The 13,645-nt window shown below is 35.8% G+C and carries 14 protein-coding genes; 7 read left to right on the top strand and 7 right to left on the bottom strand.

The features are described 5' to 3' along the window. The first annotated feature begins 57 nt into the window (after positions 1-57). From ftsZ to DF947_RS13705, 3 genes are all read left to right on the top strand, one after another. Complete coding sequence (gene ftsZ / locus DF947_RS13715) at positions 58-1,692, top strand: cell division protein FtsZ (RefSeq protein ID WP_109930704.1); 1,635 nt, start codon at positions 58-60, stop codon at positions 1,690-1,692. Positions 1,693-1,862: 170 nt separating this feature from the next. Further along, on the top strand, positions 1,863-3,104 hold the full coding sequence (locus DF947_RS13710) for an aminotransferase class I/II-fold pyridoxal phosphate-dependent enzyme (protein ID WP_109930600.1): 1,242 nt from the start codon (positions 1,863-1,865) through the stop codon (positions 3,102-3,104). A gap of 260 nt (positions 3,105-3,364) precedes the next feature. Then, entirely contained in the window at positions 3,365-3,541 is a 177-nt protein-coding gene (locus DF947_RS13705) for a hypothetical protein (RefSeq protein WP_010602932.1), read from the top strand. A 58-nt stretch (positions 3,542-3,599) separates the two neighbouring features. On the opposite strand, the gene DF947_RS13700 is transcribed toward DF947_RS13705, so the two are convergent. The 5 genes from DF947_RS13700 to DF947_RS13675 all read right to left on the bottom strand — a co-directional run bounded on the left by DF947_RS13700 (position 3,600) and on the right by DF947_RS13675 (position 8,484). Next, positions 3,600-3,878: a hypothetical protein gene (locus DF947_RS13700; RefSeq protein ID WP_109930599.1), complete on the bottom strand. Its 279-nt coding sequence runs from the start codon at positions 3,876-3,878 to the stop codon at positions 3,600-3,602. Positions 3,879-4,114: 236 nt separating this feature from the next. Further along, entirely contained in the window at positions 4,115-5,002 is an 888-nt protein-coding gene (gene dapA, locus DF947_RS13695; protein ID WP_109930598.1) for a 4-hydroxy-tetrahydrodipicolinate synthase, read from the bottom strand. Positions 5,003-5,071: 69 nt separating this feature from the next. Continuing rightward, on the bottom strand, positions 5,072-5,452 hold the full coding sequence (locus DF947_RS13690; protein ID WP_109930597.1) for a GxxExxY protein: 381 nt from the start codon (positions 5,450-5,452) through the stop codon (positions 5,072-5,074). A gap of 73 nt (positions 5,453-5,525) precedes the next feature. After that, positions 5,526-7,538, bottom strand: a complete 2,013-nt coding sequence (gene ligA, locus DF947_RS13685) for an NAD-dependent DNA ligase LigA (protein WP_109930596.1) — start codon at positions 7,536-7,538, stop codon at positions 5,526-5,528. A gap of 271 nt (positions 7,539-7,809) precedes the next feature. Next, positions 7,810-8,484, bottom strand: a complete 675-nt coding sequence (locus tag DF947_RS13675) for an ACP phosphodiesterase (RefSeq protein WP_109930594.1) — start codon at positions 8,482-8,484, stop codon at positions 7,810-7,812. Positions 8,485-8,603: 119 nt separating this feature from the next. On the opposite strand from DF947_RS13675, the gene DF947_RS13670 reads away from it, so the two are divergent. The 4 genes from DF947_RS13670 (at position 8,604) to DF947_RS13655 (ending at position 12,277) form a co-directional block, all read left to right on the top strand. After that, on the top strand, positions 8,604-9,890 hold the full coding sequence (locus DF947_RS13670) for a patatin-like phospholipase family protein (RefSeq protein WP_109930593.1): 1,287 nt from the start codon (positions 8,604-8,606) through the stop codon (positions 9,888-9,890). Positions 9,891-9,952: 62 nt separating this feature from the next. Then, the gene (tyrS, locus tag DF947_RS13665) at positions 9,953-11,239 is read left to right on the top strand and encodes a tyrosine--tRNA ligase (RefSeq protein WP_109930592.1); all 1,287 of its coding nucleotides are present in this window, start codon (positions 9,953-9,955) and stop codon (positions 11,237-11,239) included. Positions 11,240-11,345: 106 nt separating this feature from the next. Next, complete coding sequence (gene parS, locus DF947_RS13660) at positions 11,346-11,825, top strand: type II RES/Xre toxin-antitoxin system antitoxin (RefSeq protein ID WP_109930591.1); 480 nt, start codon at positions 11,346-11,348, stop codon at positions 11,823-11,825. Beyond that, positions 11,825-12,277 carry an RES family NAD+ phosphorylase gene (locus DF947_RS13655; RefSeq protein ID WP_109930590.1) on the top strand — a complete coding sequence of 151 codons (453 nt, stop codon included), beginning with the start codon at positions 11,825-11,827 and terminating at the stop codon, positions 12,275-12,277. Before parS ends, DF947_RS13655 begins: the two co-directional genes overlap by 1 nt. A 1-nt stretch (position 12,278) precedes the next feature. Here the strand turns inward: DF947_RS13655 and DF947_RS13650 are convergent, their stop codons facing one another. Further along, a complete protein-coding gene (locus tag DF947_RS13650) occupies positions 12,279-13,262 on the bottom strand; it encodes a LuxE/PaaK family acyltransferase (protein ID WP_205940791.1) in 984 nt (327 codons plus the stop codon). A 19-nt stretch (positions 13,263-13,281) separates the two neighbouring features. Then, positions 13,282-13,641, bottom strand: a complete 360-nt coding sequence (locus DF947_RS13645) for a hypothetical protein (protein WP_109930589.1) — start codon at positions 13,639-13,641, stop codon at positions 13,282-13,284. Between the last annotated feature and the right edge of the window lie 4 nt (positions 13,642-13,645).

Raw genomic sequence — 13,645 nt, 5'->3', positions numbered from 1 at the left:
ATTACGTTGAGTAATGAACAGAATTTAAAAATTTTTAAACAACTGATTCATAAAGATATGCAGTTCGAAATGTTAAAAGATAAGTCGTCAATCATCAAGGTAATTGGTGTTGGTGGCGGTGGCGGCAACGCAGTGAACCATATGTACCTATCGGGTATTAATGGTGTGGATTTTATTATTTGTAATACCGACGCTCAGGCTTTGGAGTTTAGCCCTATCCCTAACAAGGTACAATTGGGTGCTAGCTTAACCGAAGGAATGGGTGCAGGTTCTATCCCTGAGGTTGGTAAAAACTCAGCTATAGAAAATATAGATGATATTAAAGCAATGCTTGGCAGCACAACCAAAATGTTGTTTATAACAGCAGGAATGGGGGGTGGTACAGGTACTGGCGCAAGTCCGATTATTGCCAAAGCTGCTAAAGAACTTGATATTTTAACAGTTGCAATTATTACTACACCTTTTTCTTTCGAAGGAAAAAGACGTAAACTTCAGGCCGATGAAGGCATGGAAGAACTTAAAAAGTATGTAGATTCTTACCTGGTTATTTCGAATGACAGACTTCGTGAGATTTTCGGAAACTTAACTTTAGGTTCAGCTTTTGGTCAAGCAGATGATATTTTAACAACTGCTGCTAAAGGTATCGCAGAAATCATTACAGTTCCGGGTTATATAAACGTCGACTTTAAAGATGTGCGTACCGTTATGAAAGATAGCGGTGTTGCCATTATGGGTAGTTTTGCTGCAGAAGGCGATGACCGTGCGTTACAAGCTGTAGAAGGTGCATTGGCATCCCCATTATTAAAAGATAATGAAATTGAAGGCGCACGTTATATTTTATTAAACATCAGTTCTGGTGTTAGAGAAGTAACCATGGACGAGGTTTCTATTATTACGGATTTCATTCAGGAAAAAGCAGGTTTATCGGCAGATTTAATCTGGGGTAATTGTTCTGATGAATCTCTTGGAGATAAACTTTCGGTAACTATTATTGCCACGGGTTTCCAAACTTCAGAACAACGCGTAAACGAAGAGAAAAACAAAAAGAAAATATCATTATTAACTCCAGAAGAAGCACCTTTGGTTCGTCCTGTTGAGCCTGTAAATTCATTTATACAGCCAAAAGCAGCACCTTCTTACGAGCCGGTAATGAAAGCTAAGGAAGAAATTGCACAGGCGGATCTTTTTGGGGGAATGTTTGCAAATAAACAAGAAACACCTAAAGTTCAGGAGCCTGAGAATAATGTTGTTCGTCATACTTTAATTGAAGAAGAACCTCAAGCTGAGCAACCACAGGAAACTGGTTTTGAGTTTGAAATTAAATTGGCTGAGACTGAATATGTTTTTGAAACACCGGTTGCAGAAATTCCTTCAATGCCTATTCCAGAACCTGAGCCAGAAATGCCAGTTGTTGGTTTAGATGATGACAAGAATGATGAATCGATGGAAGAGCAATTGAAAAAATCTAAAGAGCGTATTTTACGTTTAAAAGATTTAAGTATGAAATTGCGTACCACAAATGGTTTACAGGAATTGGAAAATGAACCGGCTTATAAACGCAAGCAAATGCAATTGCAACAAGTGCAGCATTCTTCCGAGTCACAAGTAAGTCGCTTTACATTAAGTAACGATGAAGAAGGTGGAACTGAAATCAGACCAAATAATTCTTTTTTACACGATAACGTTGATTAGAATAAACCAGATATAATTACAAGGCCCCCGATTTTACATCGGGGGCTTTTTTGGCATAAAATTGGTGTGTTAAATTAGGTTAATTGACAGCCTAGAGATGAATCTTGTTGATTTTAAGCCGAATAAACCGTAAATTCGCAAAATTTTAGTACAATAAATACATAATTACATTGGATATATTTGATAAGATAGCAAAGCACATGGGCCCACTTGGTCAACACCAAAAATGGTCTCATGGGTATTTCTCATTTCCAAAATTAGAAGGAGAAATTGCACCACACATGCAATTTAAAGGAAAAGAGCATTTGGTTTGGAGCTTAAACAACTATTTAGGTTTAGCCAATCACCCAGAAGTTAGAAAAGCGGATGCAGATGCTGCTGCAGAATTTGGTATGGCCTACCCAATGGGCGCCAGAATGATGAGTGGCAACTCTAAATATCACGAACAATTGGAGCAGGAGTTGGCCGCTTTTGTCGGTAAACCCGATGCGTTTTTATTAAACTATGGTTATCAAGGTATGGTTTCTATTATCGATACTTTGGTAGATAGAAATGATGTTATTGTTTACGATGGAGAATCTCATGCCTGTATTATTGATGGCTTGCGCTTGCACATGGGTAAAAGGTTTGTATATCAGCACAATGATATTGATAGCGCCAAAAAACAATTAGAGCGTGCTACAAAATTAACCAACGAATCTGGAGGCGGAATCCTTTTGATTACTGAAGGTGTATTTGGAATGAGCGGTGCGCAAGGTAAACTAAAAGAAATTGTTGAGTTAAAAAAAGACTTCAACTTCCGTATTTTGGTTGATGATGCACACGGTTTTGGTACAATGGGTAAAACTGGAGCAGGAACACACGAGGCTCAGGATTGTATTGAAGGAATTGATGTTTACTTCGGAACTTTCGCAAAATCAATGGCTGGAATTGGTGCTTTTGTTGCTTCAACTGAAGAAATTACTAATTTCTTAAGATATAACATGCGTTCACAAACATTTGCAAAGGCATTACCAATGCCAATGGTAATTGGTTTGTTAAAACGTTTAGAGTTGCTTAAAAGTAAGCCAGAATTAAAAGATAAACTTTGGGAAATTGCAATGACTTTACAAAAAGGATTGCGTGAACGAGGTTTTGATTTAGGTGTTACAGACTCGGTAGTTACACCTGTTTTCCTAAAAGGAGAACTATCTGATGCGACTGCTATTACTTTTGATTTACGCGAAAACTATAGCATTTTCTGTTCTATCGTTGTTTATCCAGTAATTCCAAAAGGAATGATCGAATTAAGGTTGATTCCAACTGCTGTACACACATTGGAAGATGTTCAGCGTACGCTAGATGCCTTTAGTGAGGTAGCTACTAAATTGGAAAACGGATATTATAAAGAAAATCTATTTGCAACTGTTTAAGTAACAAATAAATTATACAAAGCCCTTTAAACATGTTTAAAGGGCTTTTTTATTTTAAAATTTGGCTCAAATGGTTGATTTATAGTGTTTTAAGCTCTTTTTTCATCTTTTAAATGTTTATAAAAGGAAGAATTGTGGAAAAAAACCACTTTAAAGCCTGTTTTTTCTTATGCTAAAAGTTTTTTTATTTCGTTAAACAGTTTAAATTAGAGTAAGATAATTAAAACTTAAACCTTAAAGTATTATAGGAGTAATTAAAAATGAAAAAATTTGAAGAAGTAAAAAGTTTAGTTGCAGCTTTGGAAGCTGATGCAGACAAGTTTTATAACAAAGGAAACAGCGCTGCTGGAACCCGTGTTCGTAAGGGCATGCAAGATTTAAAAAATTTAGCTCAAGCGATTCGTTTGGAAGTGCAAGACACTAAAAATAAAGCTTAAGCAATCCAAAATATTTGAACCAAGCAAAAGGCCTCAAGAATTTCTTGAGGCTTTTGCTTTATCTAATAAATTTGTAATCTTCGGCATTGCCAGATTGTTCATAGCGAACCAGTTTCGCCTTGTAGAAATAATAGAAAGAATAAAATGGTGTGTTAATCGAATCGAACGTTCGTCGCCCAACTCGATAAATACTTGTTCCGTCTGCCGCTGCAGAAACTAATTCCGCTGATCGATTAGACTTTTTAAAGTCTGTCTCGCTTGTTCCAATCGGGAAAATGGCTGGTGTTTTACAGCCGAGCATAACCACTGCCAAGCCTAATAAAAATAATTTTTTCATTTGTGTTTTATTTGTGTGTACACCAATGATTTCAATAATTAAGCCTGAGTTATTTCAAATTTTTGTTTGGGTTATTAGGGGATTATAATCTATGAATAACTTCCTGTAAATCAGGTAAATTATTAATCGTAATTTTTCGTTTACACACAAAAAAACAGATCTTTCCGTTTGCTAGACGCAAACAGGAATAAATCTGTTCTTTAAAATGGAAACCTGTTGTTTTTTATTCCAGATATTTAAGCAAGCTGGCTCAATTTTTCAATTTCTGATACAATTAGTTGCTCTAAATTAGCAGATGCTTTGACCAAAGGAAGCCTAACGGTATCGTTGCAGATATTTAAATATTTTAAGGCTGCCTTAACGCCTGCTGGATTTCCTTCTACAAAGGCTAGTCGAGTAAACTCAACTAAACTTAAATGAGCCGGTAAAGCCGTTTTAAAATCACCAGCAAGACAATTTCTAACCATATCAGAAAACTGTCTAGGAAGCGCATTTCCAACAACTGAAATAATTCCTGAAGCGCCCAATGCAATCATCGGCAAAGTAATTGGATCATCACCAGAGATTAAAAGAAAATCAGCTGGTTTATCTCTCATAATCTGATTAAACTGGTCAAAATTTCCGCTGGCATCTTTTATGCCAATTATATTCTCAAAATCATTAGCCAATCTGCAAATGGTTTCGGGCGACATGTTGCTTGCCGTACGACCAGGTACATTATATAAGATCAAATCCAGTGGAGAAATTTCAGCAAGATATTTATAGTGCTGATAAATCCCTTCTTGAGTTGGTTTGTTATAATACGGACTTACAGATAATATAGCGCTGTATCCGGTTGTATCAAAAGCTTTAATGTCTTCAGCAATAGCCAAAGTATTATTGCCGCCAATGCCCGCAACCAATGGTAATCTGTTGTTATTAATTTCAGCAGTATAAGCCCACACCTTCTTCTTCTCGTCCTTGGTCATTGTGGCAGTTTCGCCGGTTGTACCTAAAGAAACGAGATAATCTATCCCTCCGTTGATCAAATGATTAATCAGGTTTTTTAAACCATTATAATCAACTGATCCATCTGCATTGAAAGGCGTAATTAGAGCTACACCTGTACCCTGAAATTTATTCATTATATTATTATTATTGTTTTTTTACCACTAAGCCACAAAGAGCACCAAGGTGATTTTTATAATTATAGATTACAAATAACCATTTATAACCCGTTTTATCCCGTCTTTTATTTTGGCGACATTAAAATTTATCAGTAACCCAAGTTTACAATTAGATAATTTTAAATATGTAATCGTTTGTGCTAAATGCACCTCATTTAAAATATTTACAGATTTGATTTCTACTATAACTTTTTGCTCAACCAAAAGATCTATCCTGTATCCACAGGTTAATCTAACATCTCGATAAATGATTGGTAGTTCTTTTTGAGCAACTACTTGTAATCCTCTATCTTTTAATTCGTAAAGTAAATATGCTTCATAAGCTGACTCTAATAAGCCAGGTCCAAGTTCAATATGGACATTGTATGCTGCATTTACAATTGCTTTGGCAATTTCATTTTCATTCATCCCTAAAAATTAAATATTTCTTTTATAGTAATAGGGATGCTTATATTTCTTTGTGTACTTGGTGTCTTTGTGGTTAATTAACTATTTCCAACAACTCAGCATCGCTTATAATCGGAATATTTAATTTGGTTGCCTTTTCCAATTTAGATGGACCCATGTTATCTCCAGCAACTAAATAATCTAATTTACCTGAAATCCCACTTAGTATCTTGCCTCCATTAGCTTCAATTAAATCTTTTAACTGATCGCGACTGTAATTTTCAAAAACGCCCGAAATTACGAATGTTTTTCCAATAAGTTTATCACTTGCAAGCTCAATTACGGTTTCTTCAATTTCAAAAGCCAATCCTGCCAATTTTAGCAATTCAATCTGCTTTATGTGTTCAGAATTTCCAAAATATTCAACGCAACTCTCTGCTATTCGCTGGCCTACCTCATCAATGGCAATTAAATCTTCAACAGTTGCGGTAGACAGGTTATCGATATTTTTTACTCCAGCGGCCAATTTTTTGGCAACAGTTTCGCCAACATATCTAATTCCCAATCCAAACAATACCTTTTCAAAAGGCATTTCTTTTGATTTTTCAATACCTCCAAGCATGTTTTCTATAGAGCGTTCTCCAAAACGATCGATGGTTTTTAGCTGATCAGATTTTTGGTATAAAGTGTATAAATCGCTAATGTGGTTGATCAATCCCCTTTTATAAAAAGTTTCAATGGTCTCATCGCCAAGCCCGTCAATATTCATCGCCTTGCGAGATATAAAATGTTGAATTTTACCTACAATTTGTGGCGGACAACCTTCATCATTTGGGCAATAGTGTACGGCTTCACCCTCTTTTCTAATCAATTCAGTACCGCACTCTGGGCAATTATGCAAATAATGCACCTTGCTCGAACTTGGTAAACGCTTGTCTAGGTTTACCTTTATAATCTTAGGAATAATCTCGCCACCCTTTTCAACAAAAACAGTATCGCCTTCGTGTAAATCTAAACGCTCTATTTCATTAGCATTATGGAGTGTTGCACGCTTAACTGTAGTTCCTGCAAGTAAAACAGGCTTTAAGTTAGCAACTGGCGTAACGGCTCCCGTGCGCCCAACCTGATAAGTCACTTTTTCTAAAACAGTTTCAACTTCTGCAGCTTTGTATTTGTATGAAATTGCCCATCGTGGAGATTTAGATGTAAAGCCCAATTCCTGTTGTTGCGCATAGCTATTTACTTTTATTACAATCCCATCAATGTCGTAACTCAGTTTAAAACGTTCGCTTTCCCAGTGATGGATAAAATCAAGAACATTATCTATATTGTTAACCAGTCTATTGTGTTCACAAACATGGAAACCCCAGTCTTTTACAGCATTTAAACTCTCCCAATGGGTTTTAAATTCGTTATTGTCTGTATATAAAAAGTATATAAAGCCGTCCAGAGGTCGTTTGGCTACCTCTTTGCTATCTTGCATTTTAATGGTTCCAGATGCAAAATTTCTAGGGTTTGCGTAAGCAATTTCTCCCAATTCTTCTCTAGCCGCATTTAACTTTAAAAACGCAGCCTTATGCATAAAAATCTCACCACGGATTTCAAAGTGTTCAGGCGCATCATCTGTCTTGATTTGATGTGGAATGGTATGGATGGTTTTTACATTATTGGTAACATCATCACCTTTGGTTCCGTCGCCACGCGTAACTGCACGTACAAGTTTTCCGTTTTCGTAGGTTAAACTAATAGATAATCCATCAAACTTAAGCTCACAAACATATTGGAAATTATCCCCAATTGCTTTACGAATGCGTTCGTCAAAATCGCGTAGATCTTGCTCGTTGTAGGTATTCCCTAAAGAAAGCATCGGATATTTATGCTTTACTGTAATGAAATTTTTTGTGATATCGCCACCAACCCTTTGAGTAGGCGAATTTGGATCTGCAAAAGTAGGATTAGCTTTTTCGAGTTCGCTTAAATGTGCCAATTTTTTGTCAAATTCATAATCGGCAATGGTAGGCATTGCCAGCACATAATAATTGTAATTGTGTTGGTTAAGCTCTGCAACCAAGGCATCCATTTCTTCTTTTACAGCAAATTGCGACATAAAACAAACTTAGATAAAATTGTTCTTTTTTTACTTATACATGTTGTATTTTTCCAGCCTTTTTCTGCTTTTAAAGCAATTAAAGCGTATTTAGTCAGTTTTAGATCGATGGAAAATTTTTGGAAAACAAAGCGAAGTATTTTATCGGTTACTGCTGTCCTTCTTTCCGCTCAAATCTTTTTTGTTAGAAAAAAACAAAAAAGGATTTCCGCTGCAATAAGGTTTATTTACAAAAAGCTTGTGCAATACACACGGGTTTCGAAGCAAATGCTTAAATCAATTTCGCCTCAATTTCATGGAAAATATCCATAAAATCTTTTTCTAAAATGGTTTTAAAAATACTAAGCTGGCTTGTTAATTCGGCGAGTTGTTTTTCTTCCAGGCTTTCTGGCCACAGCCTCATGCAAATTCTATTTAAAGCATAGCTTATATTTTCTATTTTTTGATAGCTCAGCAAGTATTTGCTACTAATAAATCGTTCAAGAAAACCAAAGAAAACAGATGGATTATTAAGCTTGCAGTGCTCTAAGAATTCACTTAACGAATCATTTTTAACAGCAATCAACTTATCGTAGAAATGATGGACCTGAATTAAATTATGTTCAATTAAAAGATGATCCAATAGCAGTTCTAAACCAATATGTGCCAAAAATGAAGGTCTTATAGGGGTATTTTCGACAACGGGAATAATAAGAAATTTTAATTCTGTGGTTTTTTCTAAGAAGAAATTCGAAGAATGAAAAAGAAGATCTACAGCTAAATGCCTTTTCCATCCACGCAACAAACCTTCTTCATCAGGATTGCCGATAAACAGAAATTCGTTTTTTTGAGGGTAAAGGTTAGCCTCTTTAGATGCATTTTTAATTAAATCTGGTAATACGGTTCCCATTACAACATTTGCATCTGTGGTTAATCGATCGAAATAGTAATGAGATAAAAAGTTCATGTTGCAAGGTAATATTTAAATTATACGTAGAAAACAACAAGGTTAAAATATTGCATTTAAAATTTGTATTGGTTTGTAAACTAATAATTTATAGATTTATTATACCCAATAAGCTAATCATGCCTAACGCTAAAAACTACCGGATTCTTTCTCTAGATGGAGGAGGATCCTGGGCTATAATCCAAGTTAAATGTTTACGCCGACTCTTTGCCGAAACGTTTGGCAATGCTGATCCAACCGGGCACGAAGTTTTGGCAGAGTTTGATTTGGTTGTTGCCAATAGTGGCGGAAGCCTGGTTGCGGCGGCCATGGCAGAAAATCTGCGGCTTTCCGAGATCGAAAAGATTTTTGATGATAAGGAATTAAGAAATAAGGTTTTTTCCAAACTTGGTTTTTTTGAGAAGAGCATTCTTTCTAGTGTTGCCCGTATTTTTAAAATAGGTGCAAAGTATTCTACAAAACGTAAGCACGAGGCGCTGAAGGAAATTCTAAATAAAATTGCAACCATCGATCTTAAAGATATCCCTGCTTATATTTCTGTTCCGGGAAAAACCAAAACCCACTTTCTGATTATTGGTTATGATTATTATCGAAACCGTGCCGAGCTGTTCAGAACAGATTGCGATAGTTTGGGTTCTACTTCATCAATAGAACAGAAAATTAATAAAAGTCCTGCCAAAACAGCTTCGGATTGTGTGGTAAGCCTAGTTGAAGCCAGTCACGCATCAAGCACTGCACCCGTTAATTATTTCAACGAGCCCGCCATGTTTAAGGTGAATAACAAACTTAAATATTATTGGGATGGAGGTGTTACAGGAAACAATAATCCGGTTTTGGCAGGCGTGGTGGAGGCCATTTGCAATAAAGAACAATATGAGATCGAAAACGTGCAGGTATTGTCGATTGGTACTGGAACGGTATCTCAATTGCAGTCCGACGAAGAAATTCCAGTTCAATATTCAGAACTTTTATCAAAAAAAGAAGAACCTGGCTTGATAAAAGATGTACAGAAAATGGGTACAAGTATTCTTAACGATCCACCCGATACCGCAACTTTTATTGCTTATATGATTTTGAATCCTTTGATGCCAGCCAAGCCCGTAGATTTTATTCGGATGAATCCAAATCTTCGACCGGTTTTAAGAGAAGAATCTTCACGCAAAGTATGGGATTTACCTATTGGAATTAGTGCTGAGGAATATGTTTTGCTTAATAAAATGGACATGGATGCGGTAGAAGATGATGAGGTAAATTTAATTAAGAAACTTTGCGACAACTGGCTGAGCAATGGAGGTGTTCCAAACCAGACCATTAGAAGCGATGGAAGCTTAAATTGCCTACTCGGCCATGCAGATTTTAATATTGCAAAGACTGATTTTAAATCTTGGTTTAACCCGATAAACTAATTTTGCTGTAAACTGTGCTAAAATTTTATCTTTGCACGCACAATAATTAATGTGTTTGTACAATGACGAATTTTGTTGAAGAGTTAAGATGGCGTGGCATGTTACACGATATTATGCCGAATACTGAAGAAAAGTTAAATGAAGGTATGACTTCTGGTTATATTGGTTTTGACCCTACTGCAGATTCATTGCATGTTGGACATTTAACTCAAATCATGACACTTATTCACTTTCAAAACGCTGGACATAAGCCGTTTGCTTTAGTCGGTGGTGCAACGGGCATGGTTGGTGATCCATCAGGTAAATCTGATGAACGCAATCTTCAAACTCCAGAAATGGTTGAGCACAATCTTAAGGGAATGAAAAGCCAGTTATCAAAGTTTTTAAAATTTGAAGATTCTGGCAATGGCGCTGTGATGGTTAACAATGCCGATTGGTTTAAAAACATGAATTTTTTAGATTTTATCCGCGATGTTGGTAAACACATTACCGTGAATTACATGATGGCAAAGGATAGCGTAAAAAAACGTTTAGAGGGCGATACAGGTATGTCATTTACTGAGTTTTGCTATCAATTGGTACAAGGTTATGATTTTTACTATTTATGGAAAAATCATAATTGCATGGTTCAAATGGGTGGTTCCGATCAGTGGGGAAATATCGTTACCGGTACAGAATTAATCAGAAGAAAAGATCAGGGAACTGCATATGCAATCACTACTCAATTAATTAAGAAAGCGGATGGAACTAAATTCGGTAAAACCGAAAGCGGTGCAATTTGGTTAGATGCAGCCAAAACATCTCCATATAAATTTTATCAATTTTGGTTAAATGCATCAGATGATGATGTTAAAAAATGGATCAGGATTTTTACCTTAAAAAGTAAAGAGGAAATAGAAGCGTTGGAAATTGAGCATGATGCTACACCTCATCTGCGTATCTTGCAAAAAGCTTTAGCTGAAGATATCACAGTTAAAACCCATTCTTCTGAAGCGTTGGAAACAGCTATAAAAACTTCTGAATTTCTTTTTGGAAATGGCTCATTAGAATTTTTAAAAAGCTTGAATGAAAATCAGGTGATCGATATGTTTGAAGGAATACCCCAGTTTACCATTTCTAAAGCAGAGTTGGCTAACGGAATAGATGCTGCCACTTTGTTGGCTGAGAAATCTACCGTAGCATCTTCAAAAGGAGATGCAAAAAAACTGATCCAGGGCGGTGGTGTATCGGTTAACAAAGAGAAGATTGCCGAAGTTGCTCAGATTTTTAATTCTGAAAATTTAATTAACGATAAGTTTATTGTGCTTCAAAAAGGAAAGAAGAATTATTTTCTTTTAATTGCAGAGTAAATCCTGAAAAAATAGCTTTTAAAGTCTCGATGAAAATTGAGACTTTTTTTATGTGCAAATTTTTAATTTCGGACAAAATGTATATATTTGAGTATAATTGTCTGGTATGAAAAGAAAATTAGAAAAATCAACATTAGTTGTAGAAGAGCCAATGGTTGCTTATGCTAGTATTAATACACCCATGGTGGCCATGATGGGAAATACGTATGCTAACCCCACTGATTTTGATTTACTTAATCTTGCACGTAAGGGCATATCAAAAAAAGCTTTAACTGCACTGGCAAAACAGATTTCTTTAACATTAGAAGAAATTGCAGGTATTCTGCATATCTCAGAACGTACTTTGCAACGTTATGCGCCCACTACTTTAGTTAAAACCGAATATGCCGATAGGGCTATTGAACTTGCCCGTTTATACGAACGTGGCATTGAAGTTTTAGGAAGTGCCAAAGCTTTTAATAGTTGGGTTAAAGCACCAAATTTGGCCCTAAATGGAGAAATCCCATTTAATCTGTTGGATACCAGAATTGGTTTTGAGATGGTTCTGAATATTTTAGGTAGAATAGAATACGGTGTCTTCAGCTAATGGTTTTATATAGAATATCCAATTGCAAACACGCAAGAGACTACAGCGGTACAGGTGCTAAATTATTTGGGGGGAGATGGAATTCGGTTGGAATACCATTGCATTATATGGCAGGTACCCGTGCATTGGCCGCTTTAGAGGTCTTAGTAAACAAAAACTCAATGATTAATTCGAAGAATTTGTGTTTAACTGTTTTTGAATTGCCAGAAAATTCTATTCAAACGTTAGATAAAACAAGTCTTCCAGAAAATTGGAAAGCTTATCCTGCGCCATTAAGTTTAGCTAAACTGGGCGATACCTTTGTAAGGGAAAATAAATTTTTACTTTTAAAAGTACCATCATCAATAATTGATGACGAATTTAACTTTCTAATGAATGTGAACCATACTTTAGTTGATAAAATCAAAATTATCGAGGTTAAACCCTTCAGTTTTGACAATAGGTTATTATGATTTACTGCACCAATAAATTGCAACCTCTTATATCTGCATTATCAAAACGGCCCAAAACTTCGAAACTTTGATCGGGATTGATTCTTCCAAGATCCTGTGTTGCAATAAAGCAACATGAATTTATATTAGCAAGATCTATTACATTTATTCCGCCGGTTTTGCCATTGGGGATTAATGTTAAAGGATCGTTTGTATCACGAATTAATACTTTTATCCAACTTGGGCAATTAAAAATACCTTCGCCTAAGGAATAGGCTTGAGAAAGCAGCTCGGTCATTCCGTATTCGCTATGAATAGATTTGATGCCGAAACCATTGGTTAGTTGTTCGTGCAATTCCTCTCTAACCATTTCCTTGCGCTTGCCTTTCATGCCACCGGTTTCCATTACAATTAAGTTTGGGAAATCGATTTCGTACTGTTCAATAAAATCTAGTAGGGCATAGGTAACGCCAATAAGGACAGTTTTCTGATTTTTTGATTTAAGTTCTTCTAGGGTTTGCGAAAGCTCATCATGATTATAAAGAAAATAGCCACTTTTTGGATGCTTACTCTTCTCGATTAAATCATTAACCATGTATATCAATGATGAACCTGCTCTTTGCTGATAGGATGGCAACAGTGCGAGAAAGCAATAATCTTCTATGTTGCCATAAAATTGATTAAAGGCCTTAAGGTAGCTTTGTTCGTATAATTTAATATTGGTAACATGATGACTACTCTGAGTCATGCCTGTAGTGCCCGAACTGCTAAAAGTTATTTCGACAGGATTTGTATTGCTTAAAATGCTGTGGCTTTTAAAAAAACTTATTGGCAAAAATGGAATTTGTTCAATTGCCGATACAGCTTCAATATTGATATGTAAGTGATGAATATATTCCTTGTAAACGGAGCAATGCTCTGCTTGAAACTTAAATATTTCTAATGCCAGTTTTTTAAACTGTTCATCATTCTCAATCGAAAAAATAGCTTCTGCGGTTATATTCACACGGCAAAAGTACGAAGGCTTATGCTATTTTTTCGTCAGTTTTTTTAACAAGCATGGCTTTACGGAATTGATAACCGCAATAACCGCTTATTCCGGCTACCAAGCCACTTAAAATTCCAGTAACCAGAAGTAAACCCCACCATAATTTTATCCCAGTCATAACTGCAACTCTGCTGGCTAGAACATTGTCGTTAGGTAAGCTTTTGAAAAGAGCGTAACCAATCCACAATAAAAATATGGCTAAGAAAGATTGCCAAAAAGCGATTTTACCAGTTTTACCGATAATGCCACAAGTAGCAAAGGAAATAACAATGATTACCCACCAAGGCATAACCATTTGAAGAAGAAAGCAGATAATTAATATAACGATGAAAACCATTTTT

Source organism: Pedobacter paludis (assembly GCF_003173575.1).
Classification (GTDB): domain Bacteria; phylum Bacteroidota; class Bacteroidia; order Sphingobacteriales; family Sphingobacteriaceae; genus Pedobacter; species Pedobacter paludis.
Note: the sequence above shows the minus strand (reverse complement) of the source record. Positions and strands in the feature narration are given on the sequence as shown.